This window comes from Bacillus sp. SW14, assembly GCF_047608225.1.
Lineage (GTDB): Bacteria > Bacillota > Bacilli > Bacillales > Bacillaceae > Bacillus > Bacillus subtilis_G.
Genome location: NZ_JBLKRW010000001.1, coordinates 1,948,361 through 1,974,447 on the forward strand (window position 1 = coordinate 1,948,361; position 26,087 = coordinate 1,974,447).

Annotated in this window: 28 protein-coding genes and 3 pseudogenes; 21 read left to right on the forward strand and 10 right to left on the reverse strand. The window is 37.5% G+C overall.

Annotated features, from left to right (window positions below; genetic code table 11):
• Positions 1-9 precede the first annotated feature (9 nt).
• Together trhA and ACMX2I_RS10205 are read right to left on the reverse strand one after the other, a co-directional pair.
• Positions 10-651 (reverse strand): PAQR family membrane homeostasis protein TrhA, encoded by a 642-nt coding sequence (gene trhA, locus ACMX2I_RS10200; protein ID WP_289347553.1) that lies wholly within the window; start codon positions 649-651, stop codon positions 10-12.
• Between the two features lie 20 nt (positions 652-671).
• On the reverse strand, positions 672-1,667 hold the full coding sequence (locus ACMX2I_RS10205; protein WP_414956837.1) for a sigma 54-interacting transcriptional regulator: 996 nt from the start codon (positions 1,665-1,667) through the stop codon (positions 672-674).
• Between the two features lie 246 nt (positions 1,668-1,913).
• Here ACMX2I_RS10205 and ilvA point away from each other — a divergent pair, with 246 nt between their 5' ends.
• The 7 genes from ilvA (at position 1,914) to ACMX2I_RS10240 (ending at position 7,292) form a co-directional block, all read left to right on the forward strand.
• Entirely contained in the window at positions 1,914-3,182 is a 1,269-nt protein-coding gene (gene ilvA, locus ACMX2I_RS10210; protein ID WP_414956838.1) for a threonine ammonia-lyase IlvA, read from the forward strand.
• A gap of 86 nt (positions 3,183-3,268) precedes the next feature.
• Positions 3,269-3,520, forward strand: coding sequence for a DUF2535 family protein (locus ACMX2I_RS10215; protein WP_087990460.1), 252 nt, complete (start codon positions 3,269-3,271; stop codon positions 3,518-3,520).
• A gap of 156 nt (positions 3,521-3,676) precedes the next feature.
• Positions 3,677-4,258 (forward strand): SCO family protein, encoded by a 582-nt coding sequence (locus ACMX2I_RS10220; RefSeq protein ID WP_414956839.1) that lies wholly within the window; start codon positions 3,677-3,679, stop codon positions 4,256-4,258.
• Between the two features lie 77 nt (positions 4,259-4,335).
• Entirely contained in the window at positions 4,336-5,103 is a 768-nt protein-coding gene (locus ACMX2I_RS10225) for an SGNH/GDSL hydrolase family protein (protein WP_414956840.1), read from the forward strand.
• Positions 5,104-5,112: 9 nt separating this feature from the next.
• The gene (locus ACMX2I_RS10230) at positions 5,113-5,676 is read left to right on the forward strand and encodes a YpmS family protein (protein WP_333519514.1); all 564 of its coding nucleotides are present in this window, start codon (positions 5,113-5,115) and stop codon (positions 5,674-5,676) included.
• Positions 5,677-5,688: 12 nt separating this feature from the next.
• A complete protein-coding gene (ypmT, locus tag ACMX2I_RS10235) occupies positions 5,689-5,883 on the forward strand; it encodes a protein YpmT (protein ID WP_087990457.1) in 195 nt (64 codons plus the stop codon).
• Between the two features lie 71 nt (positions 5,884-5,954).
• Positions 5,955-7,292, forward strand: coding sequence for an MATE family efflux transporter (locus ACMX2I_RS10240; RefSeq protein ID WP_414956841.1), 1,338 nt, complete (start codon positions 5,955-5,957; stop codon positions 7,290-7,292).
• A 51-nt stretch (positions 7,293-7,343) separates the two neighbouring features.
• Here the strand turns inward: ACMX2I_RS10240 and ACMX2I_RS10245 are convergent, their stop codons facing one another.
• A complete protein-coding gene (locus ACMX2I_RS10245) occupies positions 7,344-7,769 on the reverse strand; it encodes a MarR family transcriptional regulator (RefSeq protein WP_039074221.1) in 426 nt (141 codons plus the stop codon).
• 130 nt (positions 7,770-7,899) lie between these two features.
• Here ACMX2I_RS10245 and msrA point away from each other — a divergent pair.
• Together msrA and msrB are read left to right on the forward strand one after the other, a co-directional pair.
• Positions 7,900-8,430, forward strand: a pseudogene (msrA, locus tag ACMX2I_RS10250) (peptide-methionine (S)-S-oxide reductase MsrA); the annotation flags it as partial.
• Between the two features lie 3 nt (positions 8,431-8,433).
• Positions 8,434-8,868, forward strand: a complete 435-nt coding sequence (gene msrB / locus ACMX2I_RS10255) for a peptide-methionine (R)-S-oxide reductase MsrB (protein WP_087990454.1) — start codon at positions 8,434-8,436, stop codon at positions 8,866-8,868.
• A gap of 42 nt (positions 8,869-8,910) precedes the next feature.
• Here msrB and ACMX2I_RS10260 read toward each other — a convergent pair.
• Positions 8,911-9,531: pseudogene (locus ACMX2I_RS10260) on the reverse strand (polysaccharide biosynthesis protein); the annotation flags it as partial.
• A 15-nt stretch (positions 9,532-9,546) separates the two neighbouring features.
• Positions 9,547-11,181, reverse strand: coding sequence for a recombinase family protein (locus ACMX2I_RS10265; protein ID WP_414956842.1), 1,635 nt, complete (start codon positions 11,179-11,181; stop codon positions 9,547-9,549).
• A gap of 675 nt (positions 11,182-11,856) precedes the next feature.
• On the opposite strand from ACMX2I_RS10265, the gene ACMX2I_RS10270 reads away from it, so the two are divergent.
• The 3 genes from ACMX2I_RS10270 to ACMX2I_RS10280 all read left to right on the forward strand — a co-directional run bounded on the left by ACMX2I_RS10270 (position 11,857) and on the right by ACMX2I_RS10280 (position 14,127).
• Positions 11,857-12,054 (forward strand): hypothetical protein, encoded by a 198-nt coding sequence (locus ACMX2I_RS10270; protein WP_144461779.1) that lies wholly within the window; start codon positions 11,857-11,859, stop codon positions 12,052-12,054.
• A gap of 259 nt (positions 12,055-12,313) precedes the next feature.
• Positions 12,314-13,153: an SMI1/KNR4 family protein gene (locus tag ACMX2I_RS10275; RefSeq protein ID WP_414956843.1), complete on the forward strand. Its 840-nt coding sequence runs from the start codon at positions 12,314-12,316 to the stop codon at positions 13,151-13,153.
• Positions 13,154-13,245: 92 nt separating this feature from the next.
• Positions 13,246-14,127 carry an HNH endonuclease gene (locus tag ACMX2I_RS10280; RefSeq protein WP_414956844.1) on the forward strand — a complete coding sequence of 294 codons (882 nt, stop codon included), beginning with the start codon at positions 13,246-13,248 and terminating at the stop codon, positions 14,125-14,127.
• A 78-nt stretch (positions 14,128-14,205) separates the two neighbouring features.
• On the opposite strand, the gene ACMX2I_RS10285 is transcribed toward ACMX2I_RS10280, so the two are convergent.
• Entirely contained in the window at positions 14,206-15,099 is an 894-nt protein-coding gene (locus ACMX2I_RS10285) for a thermonuclease family protein (protein WP_414956845.1), read from the reverse strand.
• Positions 15,100-15,341: 242 nt separating this feature from the next.
• Here ACMX2I_RS10285 and ACMX2I_RS10290 point away from each other — a divergent pair.
• The 3 genes and pseudogenes from ACMX2I_RS10290 to ACMX2I_RS10300 all read left to right on the forward strand — a co-directional run bounded on the left by ACMX2I_RS10290 (position 15,342) and on the right by ACMX2I_RS10300 (position 17,347).
• A pseudogene (locus tag ACMX2I_RS10290) lies at positions 15,342-16,411 on the forward strand (toxin).
• A gap of 115 nt (positions 16,412-16,526) precedes the next feature.
• A complete protein-coding gene (locus ACMX2I_RS10295) occupies positions 16,527-16,715 on the forward strand; it encodes a hypothetical protein (protein ID WP_414958319.1) in 189 nt (62 codons plus the stop codon).
• A gap of 80 nt (positions 16,716-16,795) precedes the next feature.
• The gene (locus ACMX2I_RS10300) at positions 16,796-17,347 is read left to right on the forward strand and encodes an SMI1/KNR4 family protein (protein WP_414956846.1); all 552 of its coding nucleotides are present in this window, start codon (positions 16,796-16,798) and stop codon (positions 17,345-17,347) included.
• 14 nt (positions 17,348-17,361) lie between these two features.
• Here the strand turns inward: ACMX2I_RS10300 and ACMX2I_RS10305 are convergent, their stop codons facing one another.
• Positions 17,362-18,354, reverse strand: coding sequence for a hypothetical protein (locus ACMX2I_RS10305; RefSeq protein WP_414956847.1), 993 nt, complete (start codon positions 18,352-18,354; stop codon positions 17,362-17,364).
• 241 nt (positions 18,355-18,595) lie between these two features.
• Here ACMX2I_RS10305 and ACMX2I_RS10310 point away from each other — a divergent pair, with 241 nt between their 5' ends.
• The 3 genes from ACMX2I_RS10310 (at position 18,596) to ACMX2I_RS10320 (ending at position 21,413) form a co-directional block, all read left to right on the forward strand.
• Positions 18,596-20,401 (forward strand): T7SS effector LXG polymorphic toxin, encoded by a 1,806-nt coding sequence (locus tag ACMX2I_RS10310; RefSeq protein ID WP_414956848.1) that lies wholly within the window; start codon positions 18,596-18,598, stop codon positions 20,399-20,401.
• Between the two features lie 2 nt (positions 20,402-20,403).
• Positions 20,404-20,862, forward strand: a complete 459-nt coding sequence (locus ACMX2I_RS10315) for an SMI1/KNR4 family protein (RefSeq protein WP_414956849.1) — start codon at positions 20,404-20,406, stop codon at positions 20,860-20,862.
• Between the two features lie 92 nt (positions 20,863-20,954).
• Positions 20,955-21,413: a YrhA family protein gene (locus ACMX2I_RS10320; RefSeq protein WP_414956850.1), complete on the forward strand. Its 459-nt coding sequence runs from the start codon at positions 20,955-20,957 to the stop codon at positions 21,411-21,413.
• A gap of 655 nt (positions 21,414-22,068) precedes the next feature.
• On the opposite strand, the gene ACMX2I_RS10325 is transcribed toward ACMX2I_RS10320, so the two are convergent.
• Positions 22,069-22,149 (reverse strand): putative holin-like toxin, encoded by an 81-nt coding sequence (locus tag ACMX2I_RS10325; RefSeq protein ID WP_127721184.1) that lies wholly within the window; start codon positions 22,147-22,149, stop codon positions 22,069-22,071.
• Positions 22,150-22,463: 314 nt separating this feature from the next.
• Between ACMX2I_RS10325 and ACMX2I_RS10330 the strand changes: the two genes are divergently transcribed.
• From ACMX2I_RS10330 to ACMX2I_RS10340, 3 genes are all read left to right on the forward strand, one after another.
• A complete protein-coding gene (locus ACMX2I_RS10330; RefSeq protein ID WP_071581353.1) occupies positions 22,464-22,874 on the forward strand; it encodes a hypothetical protein in 411 nt (136 codons plus the stop codon).
• A 258-nt stretch (positions 22,875-23,132) separates the two neighbouring features.
• A complete protein-coding gene (locus ACMX2I_RS10335; RefSeq protein ID WP_414956851.1) occupies positions 23,133-23,465 on the forward strand; it encodes a YolD-like family protein in 333 nt (110 codons plus the stop codon).
• Positions 23,458-24,708: a DNA polymerase thumb domain-containing protein gene (locus tag ACMX2I_RS10340; RefSeq protein ID WP_414956852.1), complete on the forward strand. Its 1,251-nt coding sequence runs from the start codon at positions 23,458-23,460 to the stop codon at positions 24,706-24,708. Before ACMX2I_RS10335 ends, ACMX2I_RS10340 begins: the two co-directional genes overlap by 8 nt.
• Before the next feature lie 28 nt (positions 24,709-24,736).
• On the opposite strand, the gene ACMX2I_RS10345 is transcribed toward ACMX2I_RS10340, so the two are convergent.
• Positions 24,737-24,880 (reverse strand): hypothetical protein, encoded by a 144-nt coding sequence (locus ACMX2I_RS10345; protein ID WP_153801665.1) that lies wholly within the window; start codon positions 24,878-24,880, stop codon positions 24,737-24,739.
• On the reverse strand, positions 24,870-26,000 hold the full coding sequence (locus ACMX2I_RS10350; protein ID WP_414956853.1) for a tetratricopeptide repeat protein: 1,131 nt from the start codon (positions 25,998-26,000) through the stop codon (positions 24,870-24,872). Before ACMX2I_RS10350 ends, ACMX2I_RS10345 begins: the two co-directional genes overlap by 11 nt.
• Positions 26,001-26,087 lie beyond the last annotated feature (87 nt).

A 26,087-nucleotide genomic window follows, 5' to 3' on the forward strand; every position in this document is an offset into this window, starting at 1 on the left:
GCTTTTCTGTTACGAAATAAACGGCACCTTCACACAATAAAACAGTACACAGAAAAACATCGCAGCGCTTCCGCCTAATACAAAGCTATGCCATATGGCGTGATGGAAGGGGATCTTTTTCCAAATATAAAAGATGGTTCCGACCGAGTATAAAATGCCGCCGAGAAAAAGGAGGCTGAATCCCGCTCCGCTCAGCGAAGCGTATAAAGGTTTAACCGCGATAATCATCAGCCATCCCATAATCAAATACACGAAGGTTGACAATAGGATAAAGCGTTTCACGAAGAAAATTTTAAAAACGATTCCGCCTAATGCAAGAGACCATACGATAACCAGCAGGGTGAAGCCAAGTGTGCCTTTCAGCGGCCCCAGCAAAAAAGGCGTATAGGTTCCGGCGATCAGTACATAAATGGCGCTATGATCAATAATCTCCAAAATATCCTTCGTCTTTTTATGTGTGATGCTGTGAAGCAGTGTAGAGCTTAAATATAACAGCAACATAGAGACACCGAATATTGTAAAGCTGACAATGTCCCATGCGGACCCGTAATTAGCCGCAAATAAGATCAGAAATACTAATGCTGGTATGGATAAGAGTACACCGATGCCGTGTGTTATCGCATTGGCGATCTCTTCTTTGATTGTAAACAAGTGCATTCTCCTTTCGATCGCTAGATTATTTGATTTTTCAGCGTTTCCAGAAAGCTCAAACCCTCTAAAGTAATTTTAGTGCCGGCGCGTCCGCGGCTTTTTGTGACATAATCTTTTTTCTCCAAATAATCGAGACGGCTTCTGACCTGCTGCGGGGTTAACGAGGTTTGGGTGTTTTTACTGTGTTCCGAAATGATCCGTCTGCTGGCCGGTTCTCCTTTTTCGTTTAACGCTTTTATTGTTTCCAAAATAAACAAAAACTCAGCTTTTTCCATTAAAGTCAGCAGCTTTGCTTTTTTCTTCAATGCTTTTCCGTCTATTGGGCCCCTAATGTATGGCGGCACATCATATGGATGAATCGTTCCTCCGCTTGACACTGCGGCCATATAATCTGTGGCGTTTTTTAATTCCCTGACATTGCCTTCGAATGTGTGCTGCTCAAGCATCGAAAAGACTGAGGGATCAATGAACAATTGCTGGCCGGAGTTTGAGAGAAAATACTGTGTCAAAAGTGGTATATCGCTCTTTCGTTCAGACAATTCGGGCAGTGTGAGTGTTAAAATATTCAGTCTGTAAAATAAGTCTTGCCTGAATGTATGTTCCGCGCATTCGCCTGCAGAAGCACAGATGATTCGCGGTTTTTCCGTGTCTGAATCAAGCGCTTTTAGCAGCTGAGCTTGTACAGAAGCAGGCATGCGCCAAACTTCATCAAGAAAAAGGGTCCCTTGTGCCGTTTTTTTAAACGCACCTGTGTTACCGTCATGGCCAAAAAGCTCAAGCATAAGGCTTTCTTCTGAATGGATGCTGCAATTGACGCTAATAAAAGGTTCGCTGTTTCTCGAGGATTCCTGGTGTATCGCTTGTGCAAAATGATCTTTTCCTGCTCCGATTTTTCCTGTTATTAGGACAGGAAGCTCCGATAATGAGAACTGCTTGGCGATTCGTTTCGCGTCCAGGAATGTTTGATGTTCTCCGATCAGGTTATGAAACGTGTTGAGTATTGGTGCGCTATTCATCAATTGGCTCCTTTTGGTTCTAATTGGTTTTATTATATCATGCCTTTTACCTCAAAACACCTTTTATTTATGAGCATCTTTTTTCTTAGGTCTGCTGAATGCTGGTGACGCAGGTGTTATCAGGGCATATTATGAATGCGGTCTGTATTTTTTAAATATTAAATAAAAATAATTGTCTTATTTTTTGAATATTCGTGTTATAATGGCATATTAAATAGGGATTTAAAACAAGAAAGGAATCTGTACATGAAACCGTTGCTTAAAGAAAATTCTCTCATCCAAGTGAAAGACATTTTGAAGGCTCATCAAAACGTAAAGGACGTTGTGATTCACACACCTTTGCAAAGGAATGACAGACTTTCTGAGAGATATGAATGCAATATCTATTTGAAACGTGAAGACTTGCAAGTTGTCAGATCTTTTAAGCTCAGAGGGGCTTATCATAAAATGAAACAGCTTTCCAGCGAGCAGACTGAGAACGGAATTGTATGTGCCAGTGCCGGAAACCACGCTCAAGGTGTGGCGTTCTCATGTAAACATCTTGGCATTCACGGGAAAATTTTTATGCCGTCTACAACACCGAGACAAAAAGTCTCTCAAGTTGAACTGTTCGGAAAAGGGTTTATCGATATTATTTTGATAGGTGATACGTTTGACGATGCGTATAAAAGCGCCGTTGAATGCTGTGAGGCGGAATCACGAACGTTTATTCATCCGTTTGATGATCCGGATGTGATGGCTGGGCAGGGAACGCTGGCGGTCGAAATTTTAAACGATATTGATACAGAACCGCATTTTCTTTTTGCAAGTGTCGGAGGAGGCGGCCTTCTCTCAGGGGTAGGCACTTATTTAAAAAATGTATCTCCTGAAACAAAGGTCATTGCTGTTGAGCCGGAAGGGGCGGCATCCTATTTTGAATCAAACAAAGCCGGGCATGTCGTCACACTGGATAAAATTGATAAATTTGTAGATGGAGCGGCTGTTAAAAAAATTGGGGAGGAAACGTTCCAGACACTGCAATCAGTCGTGGATGACATTCTCCTTGTTCCTGAAGGGAAAGTATGTACAGCCATTCTTGAATTATATAACGAATGTGCGATTGTTGCTGAACCGGCTGGTGCTCTATCTGTCGCAGCGCTTGATTTGTACAAGAATGAAATAAAAGGCAAAAATGTGGTTTGCGTAGTCAGCGGAGGCAATAATGATATCGGAAGGATGCAGGAAATGAAGGAGCGATCCTTGATTTTTGAAGGACTTCAGCATTATTTTATCGTCAATTTTCCGCAAAGAGCGGGGGCGCTCCGCGAATTTCTTGACGAAGTCCTCGGGCCGAATGATGACATTACAAGGTTTGAGTATACGAAGAAAAATAATAAAAGCAACGGACCTGCTCTTGTCGGCATCGAGCTGCAGGACAAGGCTGACTATGGGCCGCTGATTGAACGAATGGACAAAAAAGCGTTTCATTATGTAGAAGTGAATAAGGATGAGGACTTGTTCCATTTGCTGATCTAATTTTTTCGCACAACCGCGTAAAATGACAGACAGTCCGGCTGGCATTGTATATAATAGAAGAAAAACAAAAAAAGAGGATTGATAGCTTGTTACTCAAAAGCCTAGAGTTCAAACGCAGTGACGGGATTCAGGTGAAAGTGACAGAAATACCTGTATTAAAGGAAGATGAGCACTATTTCTTTATGTTACATCACCATTTGCAGTTCTACTTAAAAGAAGTGTTTTCATCAAACAGCAGGGCAAAAGTGTATTCTTTCCGACATTATATGAAGCGCCGGATGAAATGGGCAGATTATCAGGCTGTTTTTCATCAAGAGGTGTTAAAGTACAACGCGTAATATGCCGTTTTTACCTGTGTGTCTCCCTTTGTAACCGTTGGTTGGGAGGCATGCAGGATTTTTTTTGCCGGTACCGAATATAAATATAAAATAGAGGATATAGCAGGCAAGGACGGTTTTAGAATGCGCTTTTACCGGCTGGAAAGGGTGAATGTCATGAAGGTGATCAAGGGTTTAGCGGCAGGGCTGTTTTTTCTGCTTTTTTGTGCCTGCGGAGGACAACAAATTAAAGATCCGCTCAATTATGAGGTGGAGCCTTTTACATTTCAAAACCAAGACGGCAAAAATGTTTCATTAAAGAGTTTAAAAGGAGAAGTATGGCTGGCGGATTTTATTTTTACGAATTGCGAGACTGTATGTCCGCCGATGACTGCTCATATGACCGATTTGCAAAAAAAACTAAAAGCCGAGAATATAGATGTCCGGATCGTCTCCTTTAGTGTTGACCCAGAAAACGATAAGCCAAAACAGCTGAAGAAATTTGCGGCGAATTATCCGCTATCTTTTGATAACTGGGATTTCCTCACGGGATACAGCCAGCGTGACATTGAGGCGTTCGCGCTTAAGAGCTTCAAAGCGATTGTGAAGAAACCGGAGGGAAAAGACCAAGTCATTCATCAATCTTCATTTTATTTGGTGGGTCCGGACGGTAAGGTGCTGAAAGATTACAATGGAGTGGAAAATACACCGTACGATGATATTATCGTTGATGTGAAATCAGCCAGTACACTCAAGTAAACTAGGAGACTAGGCATTTGCAAATCTTCTAAAACATGATACACTTTCCACTAGTAGAATGGGAAGGAGCAACAAGATTGAAGCTGCGCATTTTTTCACTCATGGCCAGTTTGATTTTGCTTCTTGCTGCTTGTACGAGCATACGTACAGCATCTGAGGGGAAACAAAAAGATCATGAACCGAAAACGAAAGAGCACATTGTCATTGCGGCTGTCGGAGATTCGCTGACAGAAGGTGTCGGAGATCCCGCCGGTAAGGGATATGTCGGCATGGTTGCGGATTCTATCCGGTCAAATAAACAAGTCAAAACGGTAGACGTAAAAAATTATGCCGTGAAAGGGAACCGTTCTGATGATTTATTAGAGAAATTAAAAGATAAAAAGGTTCAAAAAGGCATAAAGGACGCTGATTATGTCTTTTTTACAATTGGCGGCAACGATTTGATGAAAGTCCTTCGCCAAAACTTTCTGCAATTAACAATGGAACCATTTCAGGAAGCGGAAAAACCGTACGAAAAGCGTTTTAAAAAAATCATTTCTGAAATTCGTGAACTGAATGATCACGCTGAGCTGATTTATGTGAGCATGTATAATCCGTTTACATTTACGTTATCTGAATTAAATGAAATAAACGGTGTTGTTACTGATTGGAACCAAGTAGCTGAAAAAGAGCTGAAAAAAGATAAGTTTGCGAAAATCATTTATATTGAAGATTTATTCAATCAAAAAAGCGACAGCAGCAGAATTTCTGAGGATGATGATTTTCATCCTAATGGTACGGGTTATTCCCTTATCGCGAAGCGCGTCTATCAAGCCATTGAAAAAGAAGGATTACCGAAAGAGTAGGGTGACATCATGAATAAGTGGAAACGACTGTTTTTTATATTGCTTGCCATCAATCTGATTCTCGCCGCTGGGTTTGTGACACTAGTCATGCTGCCGGGAAAACAAGCTCAGGTAAAGGATTCATCTGAGAGCGAGTATGGATTTCAAGTGACAAGCACAAAAGAATCATTAGCTGCGTTTGTCAACTCATATTTAAAAGACAAAGCATCCAACCAGCTTGATTATAAAGTAGAGATCGATGATGATGTTCATGTCGTCGGGGAAATCAAGGCTTTTTCCACGACCATTGATGCGCTTATCGCTTTTGAACCGACCGTGAAAAAAAATGGCGACGTGGAGCTGAATGTAACGAAATTTTCGTTAGGGAAATTGAGTATCCCGATTAGCTTTGTGTTAAATTATATGGACAGTTTTTACGAATTGCCGTCATTTGTCCACGTCCATCCCGGCGATAAAAGCATTGAAGTGCGTCTGTCAGAAATGCCTTTAACGAATGGAATGTATGTCAGAGCGGATAAAATAAATTTAGAAAAAGATGAAATTGAGTTTTCCTATTACCATCCTAAACAATAGAGGTGACTGAAAATGAAACGGATTTACCAGTATTTCAGTTTATTATCCTTTACATTTTCCCTGTATTTCGGCTGGCTTGCTTATCATCATCTGGCCGCTGAAGATATGGACCAAATGTATTTGAACATTTCCTATTGTGCCTTGTTCTTAAGTGTGATGGTGCTAACATTCGGTATGAGAGACCGAAAAAAAACCGATAAGTCATGAAAAAAGAGACATGAAACAACGTCTCTTTTTTCGTGTGATCCGGTGAAAATTTAAGACCACAAGGAGAAAAAATGAAAGCATACGATTTTACACAGGGGAACGTGCTGAAACAGCTTGTGCTGTTTTCAATGCCGATTATGCTCGGAAACGCATTGCAGGTTTCCTTTCAATTTATAGACAGTTTGTGGATCGGCAATTTACTGGGGGCGAAGGCCCTTGGGGCAGCCGCGGTATCAAGCACGATTGTTTTAACCGTGCTGTCTTTTATTTTGGGCCTTAACAATGCGACATTAACTATTTTGTCACAGCAAAAGGGTAAAGATGATGAAAAAGGAATGGCGTCGTATATAAACGCTTTTGTCGTTTTATTAACAGGCCTAAGTGTCGGCTTCGGCGCGGCCGGTTTTTTTCTGTCAGAGCTTTTGCTTCGTCTTTTGAAAACGCCGGAGTCGATGATACCGCTTGCTGAGAGCTATTTGCAAATTCAATTTATTGGCATTTTATTTTTGTTTGGTTATAACTTTATCAGTACGGTGCTTCGGGCGCTCGGTGACAGCAAGACACCTCTCCGGTTTATTGCGTTTGCAGTTGTGCTGAATACAGTGTTGGCGCCGTTCTTTATTTCTGTGCTGCACATGGGAATAGCGGGAGCAGCTTATTCGACAATTTTGTCACAGGGCATTGCGTTTCTGTACGGGTTGTTTTATGTCATCAGACACAAGCTTGTACCGTTCTCTATTCCGCGAGTTCCCAAGTGGGAAGAGTCCGCGCTGGTTTTGAAACTTGGGATTCCAGCCGGTCTGCAGATGATGGTCATTACAGGCGGAATGATGGCGATTATGAGTGTTGTCAACTCCTACGGGGAGCATGTGGTGTCAGGCTTCGGCGCGGTGCAGCGGCTCGACAGCATCATCACGCTTCCCGCTATGGCTGCCGGTACGGCGGTCAACAGTATGGCAGGGCAAAATATCGGAATCGGAAACGATAAAAGAGTGGGAACAATTGCGAGGCTAGGTGTTATAGTTGTTATTTCTTGCATGCTGATGATTGCCGTTATCATTTGGGTATTTGGCAAATATCTTATGAGACTATTTATCAGCGAGCCTGATGCGGTTGCGTTTGGTGAACAATATTTGCGTTGGATCGCGTTTTTCTACCCTTTTATCGGGATTAATTTCGTGCTGAACGGAATCGTCAGGGCTGCGGGAGCGATGCTGCAGGTGCTGGTTTTAAATTTGATATCGTTTTGGGTTTTGAGATATCCTTTCACGGCTCTATTTTCAGCATGGTTTGGCCAGAAAGGAATCGGGCTCGGAATCGGAATGAGTTTTTTATTAAGCAGCTGTGCGGCGTTTTTGTATTACAGATACGGAAGATGGAAAACAATGAAACTGTTCGCTGAAAAATAAATGAAGGGCTGCAAAAAGCACATACCCATGTATAGCGGTATGTGCTTTTTTTCATCGTTTTTTATCAAGTTTGCTGAAAAGCTCGATTAATGAGGCCAGTTCGGCATCAGTGTAGCAGTCAAAGCGTTTAAAGAAATATTCCGTTTTTTTCTCGTTGAAATGCTGAAGGACTTTTTCGCCCGCTTCGGTGATATGAATGCGGATGATGCGCCTGTCTTCCTTCGATCTGATTCTTGTAATCCATTCCTTTTCCACCAGCGCATCAGTCACAGCTGTAATGTGGCTTGCTGATACCTCTAAAATAGGCGCAAATTCGGTGACTTTTTTAGGCCCTTGTTCACTGAGGATCCGCAGAATGGTGAATTCATTCCGTGACAGCTCTTTATCAAGAATTTCATTGATTTCGTTGCGTATTTGTTTAAAAACTTTACGGAGTAAATTTTCCATATCGTACATCATCTGTGTTCTTACTTTCAAATTTGTGAACCTCCATTACATAAGCATATTGCTTAAAACCTATAGATTTTATGAAAAGCAGAATCATTTTCATTCTATTTTTACATGCTATAATATAATAATACCACGTATGAACAAAGGAGGCACCAGTATGTCTGAAAAAAAAGAAATCGCCACATTTGCAGGAGGCTGTTTTTGGTGTATGGTCAAACCTTTTGACGAACAGCCGGGAATTGAAAAAGTGGTGTCCGGGTATACAGGCGGCCATACTGAAAACCCTACGTATGAAGAGGTGTGCAGTGAAACGACAGGACATTGTGAAGCCGTTCAAATCACGTTTCATCCTGATGTGTATCCTTATGAAAAGCTGCTTGAATTGTTTTGGCAGCAAATCGACCCGACAGATGCCGGCGGCCAGTTTGCGGATCGCGGCAGCTCCTACCGTGCAGCCATTTTTTATCATAATGATAAACAAAAGGAGCTTGCGGAAGCTTCCAAGCAGCGTCTGGCGGAAAGCGGCATCTTTAAAGATCCGATTGTAACCGACATTTTAAAAGCTGAGCCTTTCTATGAAGCGGAGGGCTACCATCAGCATTTTTATAAAAAGAATCCAGGACATTACCAGCGCTACCAGGCGGGGTCTGGACGAGCCGGATTTATCAGCGAGCATTGGGGGGGCGAAATAATGGGGCACAATAAAGAAGAAAAAATCAAGTCACTAAACCGCATGCAATATGAAGTGACGCAAAATAACGGCACGGAGCCGCCTTTTCAAAATGAATATTGGGATCATCAGGAAGAAGGGCTGTATGTAGACATTGTGTCAGGCAAGCCATTGTTTACATCCAAGGATAAATTTGATTCCCACTGCGGCTGGCCAAGCTTTACAAAGCCGATTGAAGAAGAAGAAGTAGAAGAAAAACTAGACACGAGCCACGGCATGATTCGAACAGAAGTGAGAAGCCGTACTGCCGATTCTCATCTTGGTCATGTATTTAATGACGGACCGGGTCCAAGCGGGCTTCGATACTGCATAAACTCAGCGGCAATGCGGTTTGTGCCGAAGGATAAGCTGAAAGAAGAAGGATACGAAAGCTATCTGCATCTTTTTGATAAATAAACACAAAAAACAGGCCTGCCTAATGGATAGACAGGCTTGTTTTTATGCCTTTTTTTCTTGGTGCAATTTCTCAATAATCTGGGCAATTCTGTCTTTTGTGATGAGTGGAGCTTGATCTGATTGATATCCAGGCAGATGGACTTTGCGAAAATCAGGATGTTTTTCAGGTTCTGGAAGAATCGCATAAAGATTGCCCCATTCATACAGAGAATCAATTTCATGAGGGGATGTTAATTCTTCGTGAAGCTTTTCACCTGAACGCTTGCCGACTTCTACCGCAGACGGCTGCGGGAGCCCGTGCTGCGATGCATATTCTTCAAACCCATGGATCAGTTCTTCAAGTTTCAGTGATTCCATTTTAAAAATAAAAGTTTCTCCGCCTTTTGTAATAGCAGCTGATTGCAATGTCAGTGTAGCTGCATCGTCTATTGACATGAAAAACCTGGTCATATTTTTGTCAGTGATGGTTAGCGGTTCACCCTCCATCATCTGTTCAAATAAAATTGGAATGACCGAACCCCTTGAGCCGAGAACATTTCCGAAGCGGACTGAACAAAACACAGTTCCTCTGTTTTGAACGTGGCGGTTTGCTTGATGAAACAGCTTTTCAGATAACAGCTTGGTGGCACCCATTGTGTTCACAGGAGATACAGCTTTATCTGTTTATCAAGATAATGACTACGATTCGTTACTACTGACTGTTTCCCCGATTAGGAAGTTATATCTTAGAATAGGTGTAATTTCAAATTGTGCAGGTATTGGGCCTTTTCTCTTTGCTGTCATTTTAACTATAACTTTCTGCAACGTAATTCTGAGCAGTTTATTCTTTTCTTCTCTGTTTTCAGATGACTCATATAGTTCAATTGCATTTTTTATGTTCTCTTTAAGTTGATTGATATCAAGACCACCTTTAAAATCAACAAGGCCATTTATCTCGTCTTTTGCTTTTTTAAGCTCTTGCAGCTCTTTGTCTAAGACTGATTTCCGCTGCAGGAATATTTCATCAGAGTAAATGCCACTTTCATATTTATCGAATATGAAATTCAATTTGTTTTTTAACTCTTTTTCTCGCTGGTCAAACTGTTCATTCATTTGCTTTTTTGATCTGATATTGTTTTTGTTTTCATGAGACTGAATCACACTACCAAGGTGTTTCGTAAGGTCATTGTCATTTAGCGCCTGTAGATACTTTAAATAGTCTAGAATGGCTTCTTCAACATCATTGTATCGGACATTCATACACTTGTTATTGAGGCATCTGAGCACTTTAACATGATATAAGCTTTCAGTACCGTTTTTGTTTTGTCTCTTTCTTTTGGCTTCATATTTTGACAATGGGCCACCACAGTCAGCACAAATACATACACCGGCCAATTCATTTAATTTATAATCACTTCTATTTGGCAGCAAAGGTATTTTGTTTTCGATTTTTTTATTCGCCTCCTCGAATTGATCTTTATCAATAATGGGAGTGTGTGCGTCAGGTACAATTATTTGTTCATTCTCAGGTCTAATTGTTCTCTTACCGTCTTTTTCTTTCTCTCTGACTTTATACTTAACAGTTCCTATATAAACTTCATTTTCAAGAATTGCTTTTACAGTGAATCGATTCCACTTTTTCTTTCCGGCAGGGGAGGGGATTTGCAGATTGGTCAAATGAGTGGCAATTGCATTGTAACTGTAATCCTTTCCGTTGAGACCATTCAAGAATAAATCAAATATTAGTTCAACAACCTTTGCTTCATCCTCAATTGGATCTAGCTTAGAGGTCTTTTTGTTTAACTGGTATCCATAAGGCGCCAGGCCAGATATCCATTTCCCCTGTGCTGCATAAGTGTATTTAGCGCCTGTCATACGCTCCCTGGTCATTTCGAATTCTTCTCTAGCCATAAATAACTCAAAACGAATCTGGCGCATGTCAACAGGGTTTCTAGGGTCATAAACCTTATATGGTGTAATTATGATCAATCGTTTGCTTTGAAGGAGGTTAACAATTTGTCCTGCATCGCTATAACTCCCACGACTAAGTCTTGTTATTTCTTTAACAGCAATTGCCTGATATTTGCCTTCCTCAAGATCTTTAAGACATTCTTTGAAAACAGGTCGACCCTCAATGCTTTCTCCTGATCCAATCTCCATTTTTAATTCATAGGGGATCTCAATGGCCGTAAGTATTTTATTCATAAGTTCTTTTTGTTCTGTGAGTGTGTCTTCACCTGTTCTTTTTTCTCGTTCCATGTCCTGACGAGAACGTCTAAGATACCCTAAAATATTTGTGATGTTGTAAGAATTAACAATGTTTTTTAACTCCAAAAATTTAGCACCTCTTTATTTGTGTTTAATGTCAAAACAGAAGTATCTGTAAAAACATTCTATCTAACATTGAATACGAAAACAACAAAATAATTTGAAAGATTTGTATTCTTTGAATATATATCTATCTAGTTTTAGATTTCGATATATGTGTTATGAATTCTTAGATTAAATTAGACCTCGTCTTTTATAGACGGGGTTTTGTCCATTCACCGAAGTTCCTACGCATCTATTTAATGAGTGGAGTTCATCGTGAGAGTGTGTCCATTTTTGAGATTACCCTTGCAGTTATTAATGATGGTTGTAAAAGTTTTTATCAGGATGTCGCAAAAACGAATACAATGATGGGGTTTTACTTGTGAAGCACGAAAACTTAACTAAATAATGTCCGTTTTTAAAGTTAACGCAGTTATTTATGAAAAGGTTGTGCCATTCCGGAGGTCGATACGCAGTTATATATGCAGGAAGAAATACTCGCTGAATTGTGCGGTTAACAAATTGAAGGATATAAGAGAGGGGATGAATCATTGACTATGAGTAACATTTGGATAAACAAGGTTCTTCTAAAGCCTTGTTAAATATTTCAACTAACTATCTATAATGCTTGTGAGCAAAATTGTACACCCTTGCTTAACTCTCAATAAAAATCTAATGAAATTATTGGAGGAAAGAATAATGGATCAAACACAAATCGTAATTTTATCACTAATCATCGCTGCTATTGGTGAGATCAAAGATCTATTAATTGCTATGTTCCCGAAGTTATTTCCAGCAATCGGAACATTCTTAATTGGCCTGAACATTTATGTATGGGTAATAATCCTTCTGCTGCTGATTATTGCTATTTTAATATACATAGTTATTAGGAGGTGATCTAAATAAAATTCACATTTTATTTAAACCTGAAAGCTGCTTGAATACACCACAAATATAAAGTATCCTGTATATGTATCATAGTTGGTATATCAGCCACTATAGGCCAGAGAGTTCCCTCACATACTCTCTGGCTTTTCTTCTAAGGTAAGCCTGACCACCTGTTTAAATTTCCAGCACTACTTTGAATGAAACTTTCCAAATTTAAAATCGTATATGTCTTGAAGAATCATTACATAGCCCATAGGAGGGAAATACCATGAGTGAGATTTGGGAGAACAGTGAATATGATCCTTTTAGGTTAAAAGACATCAGTGAAAATGAAATAAAGAATGTTGAAAAAAAGTTAAACTTAACTTTGCCTGATCAATATAAGAAATTGATCATTCAACAAAATGGTGGGTTGATTAATTTTAATGCATTCCCAACAGATCAGGAAACATCTTGGGCTGATGACCACATTGAAGTTGATCATATTAGAGGTATAGGGAGGGAGCTGGGGATCTTAGAGAGTGAATATCTAATAAAAGAGTGGGGTCTACCACAAAGATTATTGTTAATACAGGGAGATGGACATAATTGGGTTGCCTTAGATTATCGTCTAACTAATGAAAATCCACCTGTTCATTACTTTGACCTTGAATTAAATAATGATTTTAACATTGCAGATTCATTTGATGAATTCTTATCTAAACTCTATACACATGAATACGAAGAAGTTCAAGAAGATGAAAATTTAGATTTTGCTGAAATTCCAAGTATTGATCCAAATGATCCAGAAGCTATTCAGAAGGAAGGTATTGAAAAAATCCTGGCTAATAAGAACCCCATGGAGATTCATAGGCTTTCTCTTTTTCCAATCCAAAGTGTTGAAGACCTAAAGTGGTTGCTGAACATTATTAAAGATAATTCTATAGGAGCACAAGGTGACATGGCTTTTGAATTGGCTGACGTTTTGATGTCAATTGTTTCTTCATATTCACCTCAAATACAATCAAATAATCTAAGAGCTGTCGTACAAGAAGCTGTTAATGAGTTAGGAAAGTCCGAAAATGAAGATACTGAGATTATATTAGATCAACTCAAAGACTTCTTGTAAAATGAGTATAATTTTCCTCTTTTTGTTTATTTTTAACATTATTTGTACTAGAATGTAAATGTGTTAAAAATCCTAAAGAAAAGAGGGAATTAATGAAAAGCTATCAGAAGATTTTGAGTGTTGTTTTGAGTTTGCTTCTGCTGCTAACTTTTGTATTACCGAACTTTGCTGAAGCACAGTCAATTGAACAGCCGGTTCAATCTGGAACAGAGTCAGTTCAAGGATCTGATGAAAATCCGGTTGATTCCGAGTATGAAGAGTATGAGGATGACTTTAACTACGAAGAGGAATCATACGAAGATTACTCTGATGTTTCGGAAGATTCGTATTATGATAATTTAGTAGATGCTCCAGTCTATGAAGATGAAAATTTATTAGAGGACGCAGCGCAAGAAGAAATCATTGAAGACGAAAGTGTTCCTGATAGTGAATTTGAAGAGAATGTTGTAACTCCGACTGAAAGCGCCACTGAACCAGAAACTGATGATGTAGGTGAGGATGAATCTTATCATGCTCAATGGGCTTGGTTAATTCCACCTGCAATTGCTGTTGTTAGTCGTGTCGGAGGTAAGCTCTTAGTTAAGCAGACGTTAAAGTCAACAACAAAGAAAATTGCAGTCAGAAATGGTAAGCTCGCAGGAAAGAAGCACCCTAAGACTGGTGTGAAATTTAATTCTAAAGGTTTTCCTGTTTTCGCATCTAAATACAATTACAATCTCCCTATGAGTCTAATTAAATCTTCAAATAGTACTCAGTTTAAAAATGCAAACGCATCTTTGAAGAAGGCAATTAATACTTGGGAGCATGCGAAAAAATTTAATAAGTATCAGATTCAAGACATTAAAAATGGGAAAACTCCACGAGGGTATATATGGCACCATCATGAAAATACAGGCAGATTGCAATTAGTAAATAGAACTATACATGAAAAAACTGGACATACAGGTGGTAAATCTATCTGGGGTTCTCTATAAATCTATTCCTCTCCTTTATTTAGAGGAGGGGGTTTTTATATTACATATTAAAAAAAGAAAGCCACAAAGGGCTTTCAATTAGCGTTCACAAGCATAGTTGTCATGATCCCTGTCCATTTTAGATTGGTAAGCAGGGTGTGAACTAGGCACTCCATTCGGATATTTCTTTCTTAACTCAGTACAATTTTTAAACGTTTCTGTTTCTCCAGTGGATGATGCAGAGGAAGCTTCATCTTCAGTTGTAGTCGATGGTTCACTTGATGCTTTTGGAGCTGTAGGCTGCGTTGCTGCCGGTTTAGACATTGTTTCTTTTTTAACTGCAGTGTTTTTCTCTTTCACACAGCCACTAAATCCTCGGTCAGTTACATATCCATTCTTACTCCAAATAGAAAGCTTCTCTGATTTTGCTTCTTGCTCGTCATTCTTGAATTGGTCTATGTATTTCGTATTTGGCTCATATACAAATGCTACTCTGGCCAATCCTTCTTTTAGCAATGTTTCCTGAACAGATTTACCATCAACGTAAACGTAAGCTAACAGTCTTCCATACTTATCTCTCCCGTCACCTTTATCAAATTCAAGCTGCAGTTTACCATTGCTGACCAATTCTTTATTTCGCTTAGATGCATCCTCACCATATGGTTGAACACAAGAATTTGGTTTCTTCGTCTCAGGTGTGTCAACAAGCAAGTAGCGGACTGTATCTACCTTTCCGTTGTAGCTAACTTTAATTGTGTCACCATCAACAGCTCTATCTAGATTAACATCGACCAATTCCTTTTTGTCTTTTCCCTTAGATTTGTCAGCAGTTTTTTCTTTAGTAGATTCCTTTTGTTCTGTTTTCTTTTCTACATCCGTAGACGCTTGTGGTGTTTCTTTTTCTGTGCTTACTTTTTCAGCATCATTTGAGCCACAAGCTGCTAAAGATAAACTCAAAGTGAATGCTGCAAAACCTAATAATACTTTCTTCAACTTCATTTCCCCTTTTAGAATGTTTGTTCTCTATCTATATCGGTAGACCATTAATAATTATAATCTCCATTCCAATTATTGTGAATTTAATTTATTCTTAAATTTTGATCTGCCTTACAAAATTAGATTCCTGTTTCACTTTTTTGATGAACTTAAAATAATTGAAAAAATAAAATAAATTGGAAGATTTTTTGTTATATTAAATATATAAACTTTAGAGAATATGAAAGGTGGGTCAAGAAATGAAATATGATAATGTTTTAGATTCAACATCCCAATATGGGCCACAGGGTCTTTTAGAAAGAGATGGGCTAATATCTACTGGATATTGGGCAAAAACTCAAGCGAATATTCTTACTGGAACGGGTTTGCCTGTGAGCAATGAAGAGATGAAAACTTATTTGAACTTACCGGATAACGTTGAAATACATCAAGATTTTCAGAAATTATATGATGTTTATAACGAATATAAACAGTTGTGTGACTGGTGGTTGGAGAATTTATTCAGCTGTGTTAATAATATGGCTAACGATATTTACAATGTTGGGTCTATCACTTCGGAAGAGATAAACGAAGAATTACAACCAAGCTTAAGGGCAATTACAACTGCAAGCAATGATCAAGATAAACAAGATGCTATTAAAGATTTTCAAATGGTCTGTCTTATACTTATGAGAGAGCTCAATGAAAATCAACAATCTATGAAAGAGGTTCAAAATCTACTAAATTCCTTTCTTCAAGGAGGTAACAACTGCATAGGTGTTACACAATTGAACAATTCTTTTGAAGAAGTAATGACTTATTTAGATTCACAATACAATGATGAGAGCGAGATACATAATTTATTAAATATATTCATGCAATTAAAAAATTGTTGGGTGAAATTCTTGAAGAGCATGAAATAAATGAGAAAGTAAAATTCAGCTCTGAGTTAGGCCCCTTAATCGGGTTTATAGTATCCGAAATGTTAGAGTATTCTGATGTTCAAATGGTTAAACAAAAAATTGATCATTTTCAGAGTTTAAACGGTGCAGATGCACAATTTGCATTAGTTGTAAAAGTTCTAAATCTGTTTCACGGCATCAATATAGACTTGCATAATGCAATAGACCAGGCAGAAAGGTCTATGGAGTTTATAAGACAAATTGAAGGAAACTGGCGTTTTATAGCAAATAAATTTTATTCACTCGCACATGGGTTTGAGAATGAGGATATAAATAAGCTTTCTACGGATCTTGATAATGCTGCAGCCACTTGGGAAGCTGTTGCTAATAAAGCAAAAGAGTTTGTAACAAATTCATACCAAGGGTAAAAGAAAAATAAGGGCCTTAAAGGGCTCTTATAAAATTAATTCAAAGTCAAAAAAATTAGGAATCAAAGTTGAAAAATCAAATGAAAACTTAATTATCAATTAGCAGCTATCCAAAATTGAAATTCCAATCAAAGAAATCAATGATGTACTTCTTGATCCAAACTATGGGGGAGAGGAGAAAAGCGCAGTAAGGATAGGGTTTCCTTATGGCTCTACGGATAGGGTAGTGATTAAAACAGCAAATAACACTTACATTTTGTTCACCACAAATGCTGCTTCAATTATGAGTAAAATTGTTTCCTAATAAGCATGTCCTATAGTAATGCTTTCCTTGTGTATCATAACATGGTAAAATCTAGTTAATTGTTGTTAGGGGGATAGGATATGGAAGAAGGCAAACTTATTCATTTGACACTTGCTGGTATTAAAGAAGCTGTTTCTAAGTACGGCATTTTTCCAATGATTCAACCAGGCGGTTTCGTATTAGAAGATGCTACATTTGAATTTAATGAACCCGCAACACAAGATGAAATTACAAAATTAAAATCTCATTTCAATGTAAGTCTACCCAAGGATTATGAAGAATTCCTAGCTCTACATAATGGAATGAAGTTTTTTGATGGGGTTGAAATACTTAGTATTGAAGATGTTTTGGAATATAATGAAACAGAAGATCTTCCAGAAAATTGTTTTTTAATTGGGTATCATTTTGATGGACGTTATGTAATTGATACTAAACGGTATGAAAAGGGTCTTGACTTTATGTTTTATTTGGATGCGATTGATCACTTCGATGAAGCTATTGAGGTTGCTCCAAGTTTTGAAATTTGGTTAGACAGGTTGGTATGCTCTAATGGATTCAAATATTGGGAAGTAAACAAAGATGTAAAGCTGTATTATGAAAATATGGATTTAGAAGAGACTCCCTATGATTAGGAGTCTCTCTTATATTAATACGCTCTCCACCAAGGATTAACTTCACTTCTATGAAAGGCGCTATCTAAAGGAACTAAGTTGCTAGTTGAGTTTCCGCCACCATATTCTCTAGGCAATTGATGGTGTATTTCAAACTTTGACCAAGTTTTTTTCCCATACTTTTTCTCATACCATGCTCGATATGCTTTTCTTTCTTTATTTCCCCAGTCAACTTTTTTCTTAACTTTCTTAAAGTACACGTTCGCAGGTGCAAGCAAGTCTAAGCCTGATTGTTTATCTGTATAAACAGGAAAGAAAGTACCTTTTTTATTGGTCAAGTATAAACCTTCAGTCCATGTTAGAGTTCGAAGCGTAGGGGGCTTTCCTGCCCATGTTGCAATGGCGCTTCCTGAATATTTCCAAAAAGAAGTATAGTTAACGTTAAGAAGCTGATGAACTTCAGCACCTTTCTTAATCTGTCCTCCAACAAAGGTCTTTCTAATAACATGTGGACACGTAAATTGCTTGTTATAGTAGCCACTTTTACATAACGCTTGTTGAACTTCAAGTGTTGCAGGTCGAACCCCAACCACTTTTGAAATCTCTACTCCATGAATAACTTTGTTCACTTTCCCACCTAAGAAAGTATGGCTTAGGTAAACAACACTTTTTGAACCTTTCTGTATTCCTATACGCTGACTATCAGAAGTAACTTGTCCAGTTGAAATTTTGCCATCTTTCTTATCATAAGCAATATAAGTTTGATAAGAGTTTTCAACTTCAAGTCCTTCTTTTTTTGCAATTTGAGTTAGCTTGGTAGAAGCGTTTGAAATTGGTTGTTTTGATGCTTCAGTTTTTTGCTTTATTCCATTAACTGAAGATATACGTTTTGTAAGGTCGATTCCTTGGATACTTGTTTTGTTAGATGATTCACTTGCAGCTACTTTCTTTTCATGTGTGAAGAGTCCGGAAAGAAGTAAAACAACAGTTAGAGCAGTTAATCCAAAGCACTTTAAAAACTTTTTCATAAACAATCATCTCCCTTTTCTGGTTTACATTACAAATTAATAGCTAATAAATGTTATATTGTTACATATTATTCCACCTCCAGACAGGATAATATCAAATTAACCAAATAATTACAATAGACTATTTGAGAGTTAAGAAACATTTAAAGTTCTAAATTCCTAGGTTAATTGGTTGTGTGTTAGGTCTAACATGGGGAATTGTGGTAAAATTTATATGGAGTAAGCATGAAAGGAGAATGATATGAAGGTTTTTGAGGCTGATTCACTACTCTCTGAAGCGGATAAAAGAACCAAAGAGTATAAGGAACTAAGGTCACAAATGGTGAAGCTCAGAAAAGCATTTAAAGCTGTAGCCGACCTAGATGACAGCGAGTTTTCCGGTAAGGGCGCTAACAATATCAAAGCGTTTTATCATGATCATGTCGGCGTAACAGACCAATGGATCGATCTGATTGACATGAAAATTGCTTTTTTAAGCAGCGTATCCGCAAAACTTGAAGAAGCAAAGTTGTCAGATGCTTACATAGAAGAATCTTTTTTAGAACATGAACTTGTCAATGCATACACAAAATCAAAATCCATTATGTCCGAACAGAAGAAAGCGATGAAAGACATTCTGAATGACATCAATGATATTCTCCCCCTTGAAATATTCTCAACAGAAGACTTCAAAGACAAACTTTCTTCTGCAGATGACAAACGTGAAAAAACAATCGATAAGCTAAACAAGCTTGATGAGGATTTAAAAACAGAGTACGCTGAGGCTGAGCCAAACGAACAATTCATCCAGCAAGATTTTAAAAAGCTGCAGGAATCAACAGGCAAAGGGAAGAACGCCACTCCGATTCACTATAACGCTAAAGCGTATAGAGAAAGTGACATACATAAGAAAAAAGGCGATATTGAGAAGCATTCTGAAGCTTATTTAAACGTGAAGAAAGAAGAAGCTAAGGAACGTGAAATAAAAGAATTGAAAAAGAAACTTAATGGTGGTGTGTCTGACCCAGATGAGTATTTAGAGATTGCTAAGAAAGTAGGGTACGAGAATCTGGAGCCAGCTCAAGTTCAGCTTGCAATGCAAATTGAACAAGCAAAGCAGCTAGAAGGAGCAGGAGAGATCACCTGGGATATCGTAAAAGGTGTAGGAGTAGGTTTATATGATGTTGGAAAAGACACTGTAACCGGCATATGGGACTTCATCACCGATCCGGGAGAAACACTCTCAGCACTGGGCAATGCAGTTATTCATCCAGTGAAAACATATGATGCTATTTCAGCAGCAATAGAAGAATCGTATCAAAAAGATATGGTGAATGGAGATGCCTATTCTAGATCAAGATGGGTTACCTATGCTGTTGGTTCAGTAGCTGCAGCTGTTGTTGGTACAAAAGGTGCAGGAGCCATTAATAAAGCAGATGCAGCGGGCAAAGTAATAAACAAAGCAAGTCAGGCAGGTAAGAAAATTAAGGATGTCAACATTTCAGATTTGTTGCCTTATAACTCTAAATATAAACTTGCTCTAGCAGATAACGTACCATACAATGTGGTTGATAGCCAAAACCTTAAGAACGAACTTTTGACTAATGCGAAGAAACTTGATGAGACCAGAAAGCCGTTTACAGGTAAGGAAATAACTCTCCCTTGGCTAAATAAAGAAAAGTACGGTGCCTTTGAGGTTAAAGGAAAGGTTAAAGCTTCAGGTAAAACTAAAGATGTGAGTCGTAGAGTATACACATTGAAAGATATTGATATAAACAAAGTTGATGCTGAAAGTGGAAAAACAAATATACAACTTATGAAAAAAGGTGACGCTCCTTTTGCTAATGACGGTACAAAGATCAACTTACATCACTTAATTCAAGAAGAGCCAGGAACGATGGTGGAAATTCCTGCTTCTGTGCATCAAAATAATAAAAAAGTTCTTCATGGATTGAAAAAAGGTGGAGAAAGTTTTAGAAATGACAGGGAGCTGCGGAATCAGTATAAAAGCTTCCAACGAAGATATTGGAAATGGAGAGCAAGTCAATTTGAGAAAGGAGAGATGTAACCATGAATTATCATGAAATTGAAGAATTTATTAAAGAAAACGATGAAGATGATGATTTTACAGGCGGGATAAGTGAAGAAAAAATAAGAGAGATACAAAACAGTTTAAATGTAAAACTTCCCGAGAGTTATAAGTGGTTTTTAAATAAGTATGGTTCAGGTGGAATCTACGGGGTGAATATACTTGGCCATGGGAAAGTTTCTGCAAGAGTTGTGACAGTTACTGAAGAATATAGAACTCATTATGATTTAAGTGATGGTATTGTCGTTATAGAGTATGTAGATGAATTTTCTTATTGCCTTGATACAAACAAAATGGAAAACGGCGAATGTCCAGTTATTGTTTGGGCAAATGAAGCTGGGCATGGAGACACAGTTGCAGATAACTTTCTGCAATTTCTTATGAAAGAGCTTGAAGAGGCAAAAGAAAACTGGGAGGAGGATGAAGACTGGGACGATTAAGCAAAAGTATTGCAATTGATGATTAAGCTCTTGCTAAGGGAGCTTTGTTCGATTACGAGTTTGGCGTAGTAATAAAAATTAGGGGCAGTTTTATGTGGGTAAATTTATTAGAGGAAATTCGAAAAACTGAAGCAAAGTATGGAGATGAATTAAATTCTCCTGTTACAGACCAAGAAATAAGAAATTTTGAAGAAGCGGTATTAGGTAAGTTCCCTGTAAATGAAATTCCTTCAGGATATAAAAAATTCCTTCAAACTGTAAACGGATTAGATTATAATGGCTTGGTAATCTATGGATTGGATCAAGAATTACTGAGAGAAGAAAATGATGAAGAAGTTTATGGTTTTATTGAAACAAATGAACAGTGGCACGAAAATGATGAGCAGAAAAAATATCTATTTTTTGGTGACTCAGATACAGCTTGGTATTGTTTAGATGTAATTGAGAATGAATACTTAGAGCTTGATAAACCCTCTGGAACGCTGATGAACAAATTTAATAATTTTACCGCCATGCTAGCTGATGCATTGAAAGTTAGTTTAGACAACTAAACAAAAGTATTGAAATTGACAGTTTTTAAAGACTGGTACTTTTTGAATCTGAGCTCATATAATATACATTAAGGTATCAAGGCCGTTGATGGCATGACACTGAAAAAGGAGTGAGGTTCATGGGAGGATTTTATTTCTTTGGTGGTTTGATTTTAACCTTTTTGTTCGGTGTTGGCTTATTATCTCTAGGTGCTTATAAACTTTGGAAACTCATAAAGATGCGCTAGGTTTGATGGGGCTCGCTTTTGATTTAAAATAGATGTTTCCTTAATCTCACTTTTTGAAAGTTGTTATGCCTGAGTAGCTTACTGTGGGCTTAGTTGAAGAAAAGGCTGCTGATATGATTAACACAATACCAAAGTATTGTTGCTTGTCGAACCTAAATCCTCAATCTAAATAAAATAATGGTTTTATCCATAAAGCAAAAGTTTTGCAAATTATTTCAATGGTTTCACTTAATGTGTTATAATCAGAACTGTAAGACATTTGATTGGTTACAGCGTATTTCTTTCTTAAGAAATGCATAAAATAAAAGAAGACCAGGGGTGCGCCAACACCCACAGGTCATTGTTTGTACTAAAGCTGCCCACAAAAGGGCTTGCTCAGATCTACCGAATAGACCATCCCTTAGACTTTTCCAGGGCTCAAGGGAGGTCTATTTTTTTATATAGGTCAACAATGCAATTATAAATGACCCAAATCCAAGCATGAGTACTAATACTTGAAAAGTTGACATTGGCCTCACCTCCTCTGTTTGAGACATGGAGGTGAGCAAGACTCCCTTGAGTGAGCAAACTTTATGTACAGGAAATATTATACTATACATAAATGCCCTTGTCGTTAAAAATTCACAATAAATTGACAATATAAAAAGAACTTGCAAAATGCAGGTTCTTTTTTATATCAACTGTTAAACATTTTTACCCATTTACCGATATTCAACAGGTGGATATACTTCAATAAAGACTTATTAGATAATAATGATAAGCGCATACTCACTAGATAAACACAATTAAATATTTGTAGTCGATATTTAGAAAGAGGGTTCATATGGATGATAATGAAGAAATAGTAAAAGTATTAGGTGTATGTATTATGTTTCTAGGGGTTTTGAGTTTATGTGGGCTAGAATTAGGCAACAATTATCTTTTTGGAATATCAGTTTGTGCCTGTTTTCTTACATTCTCCGATTTAATGGATACAGAAAAACAAAAACAAAAAAAATTAAAAATCCTTTTATATTTCATGGGTATTTTTGCGATAATAGTAATGCCCCACTTACCTATTGATACAATTAATGATTTGGGAGCTTATACAAATTTTTATAGTTTAGTTGGATTGGGAGCAGTGATTGCGTTTCTTCCACAAAAAATAAAAGAAGTTAAACTAAAAGATAAAAGGATTAAAGAACTGGAAACTGAAATTGCGGAAATGAAGAAGTCTAATCTAAAAAGCGAATAGAGTGAATAAAAATTATTTGTAGAAAGGGGATTGGGGAAAAGCCTTATAAATGGAAGACAAATAATCTATTTAAAAAGAACAGTTTTAAAGCACCTTATATTAGGGTGCTTTTAATTTTTCTCATCTGCATGAACGAATATTAGGGTATTTATTGGAAGAATACCGTTACCAACATTTACATCGAACCTTTGTTCTTATTTATCTTGAATAAAGAACGCTTGTTCTGTTAATATTAGATCGATAAAGGAGTGGGTCGATATGCTTAGGGATCGAGGAACAATCAAATGGACATCAATGATGCTTCCAGAACATTTAACACAGCTTAAACAAGATTTGATTGATGTATCAAAAATTGAAAAGCCATCCTTGGATGATCAACAAATTGAAGAGATGGATATTCTCGTCTCTGAGGCACTTGAATTTAACAAAGAGTTGAAATTTAAACTTTTTAACAATGGATTTGTTGAAAATGTCACCGGCAGAGTCCATTACATTAATTTTGAACAACAAAAGCTTCACGTAAAAGGCCAGAACGACAATACAGTTTATATCAACATGAATAACATCATAGGAGTTACATACAATGATTGATTACTCACAATTTCCACGAAAGAATATACTTTGTGTCGATATGAAATCCTTTTATGCTTCTGTATCGGCTGTAACAATGGGGCTTAACCCTTTAACATGTTATCTTGCTGTTGTAGGAAATACAGAGAGACAGGGAAGTGTAGTGTTAGCCGCATCTCCTGCACTTAAAAAAGATTTTGGAATCAAAACAGGATCGAGACTTTTTGAGATAACTGAAGATCCAAGAATACACATTGTAAATCCGCAAATGAAGCTTTTCATCAGAGTTTCAACTGAGATTACAAAGCTGTTTTACAGATTTGTTCCTGAAAAATGTGTCCATACGTATTCAATTGATGAATCTTTTTTAGATGCAGGAAAAGAAGATCCTGAAAAAATGGCTAAAGCAATTCAAAGCAGCATGTGGAGAGAATTTGGACTAATGTGCACAGTGGGCATCGGAGATAATATGTTGCTCAGTAAGCTTGCACTTGACCTGGAGAGTAAGAAAACAAAAAGTGGTATTTCACGTTGGAGATATGAAGATGTACCAAATAAACTCTGGAAGGTTCACCCGTTGTCTAAGATGTGGGGAATAGGAGGGAGGATGGAAAGAAACCTAAATCGAATGGGGATATCGACTGTAGGCCAGTTAGCCAAGTTTCCCTTAGAATTGCTTGAAAAGAAGTTCGGAATAATGGGGAACCAGTTGTATTATCATGCTCACGGAATTGATTTATCAGAAATAGGTGCTCCATTAATGCAAGGTCAGATTAGTTTTGGTAAGAGTCAGATTTTACTGAGGGATTATACAAGGAGAGAAGAGATTAAGGCTGTTCTTTTGGAAATTTGTGAGGAAGTCGCAAGAAGGGCACGTACACACAACAAAGCTGGTCGAACAATTAGCCTGGGTATTGGATACAGTAAAGATGATCTGGGTGGTGGATTTCACCGAGCCAAAACAATAGATCTTCCCACAAATATCACGATGGACATATATAGATATTGCTTGATGCTGTTTGATAAGTTTTACTCGGGTAAAACAGTAAGAAGTATCTCAGTTACGTTATCAAATATTGAGGATGATGTTAATCAACAGTTGAGTTTATTTGAAGTGGATAATGAAAAGAGAAGGAAACTTGGGTTTGTAATGGATGGGATTAGAAGTAAATACGGATCGAAAGCGATTCTTAGAGCAGTTTCTTATACATCTGCTGGTACTGCGCTTCACAGAGCAGGGCTGACTGGTGGACATAAGAGTTAAAACCCTTCTCAAAGAGAAGGGCTAAACATTAAACAAAAAACTTGGTCGGTTGAATAGAAGTAATATTCCTTTTAGCTTCATGGAACTCTTTGTCATTCGAGGATGAAAAGCCACTAAAAATTGCTAATCCAACGACAACTGACAAGGTGGCTAATGCAAGTTTAAATTTCATATAAACACTCTCCTCTTTGTATTTGGATTCGGGCATCCACCATAAGGTCAAAAAAGGTGGTTGAGTTTTCAAATTGCCCTATCTCCTTACAATAATTAGCCGTGTCGAGTGCTAATTCCTCTAAATCTGGATACATAACATTATCTTTAAGTACAGAAAAAGTTCGGAAAACTGTGCGTTTATCTATAGAGTCGATATATAAAGCCTTTAAGTAATTAAACTCAGCAACTAAGACATCATCGTTTAGGGCTTGTGCTTTCTCGATTCCTTTTTTATAAAGAATAAAGGCTTTTTCAATATCCTTCATTTTGAAGTAAATTTGTGTAAGTGTAAATAACGTATGAGGGAGAAGATCACTTTTATCGTTTTCGTACAATGAGACTGCTTGTTCAATATATTCAGCAGCTTTGTCATACTCTTTCATTTTATAATAACAGTTCCCTAAATTATATAATGATGCCCCAATTAGTTTGTGCTTGTTTATAGCTTTCGAATCTTTTAAGGCTCTCTGAAGGTGTGGAACAGCTTTTTCATGACTTTCCAAATCATCAAAGTTCCCTGCTACAACAAATGCACATTGTATTCGGCGAACAGTATAAGTTTTTTGGTCTTTATAAATGTTAAGGGCTGCTTCAGCATAGTGCATCGATACATGGGTTTGTTTCATGTGATAATACACTTCAGCCATTTTGAAATAAAACTCAGCTCGTTCAATTTCGTCTGTTACTAAAGCGAGCTTTTTCTCAGCAATTTTATATGACCTTATTGCTTTTATATAATCCTTCTTATCAAATTCATACATTCCTCTAAAGAAATTGCAGTAATATTCCAGGACACCTTTAAGTTTTGTTTGGCTACTTTCGATCTTTTCTAATAAGTCTGAAATTTTAGGGCGTTCTTCATTCAAGGACTTAGGTTCAAGGTAATCGAGCATTAGCTGATGACGAAAACACATTAGAGAATAATACAGCAATAAGTCTTGGTCTTCCTTCATATGTTTTATTTCTTCTTCAACCTCTGCTTTTAATATCTCTGCATCTGGAACGGCGAACATCCGTATGTATTTATACCACTCATTGATTTTAACTCCCACTGTGGATGACGGAATTAATTGCTCCATTGAAATCCCTCCCTCTATGTATCCAATAGACTGATATGTAATATTTTATCATATTTAAATGAATAAGGAAGATTAATGTTATCTTAA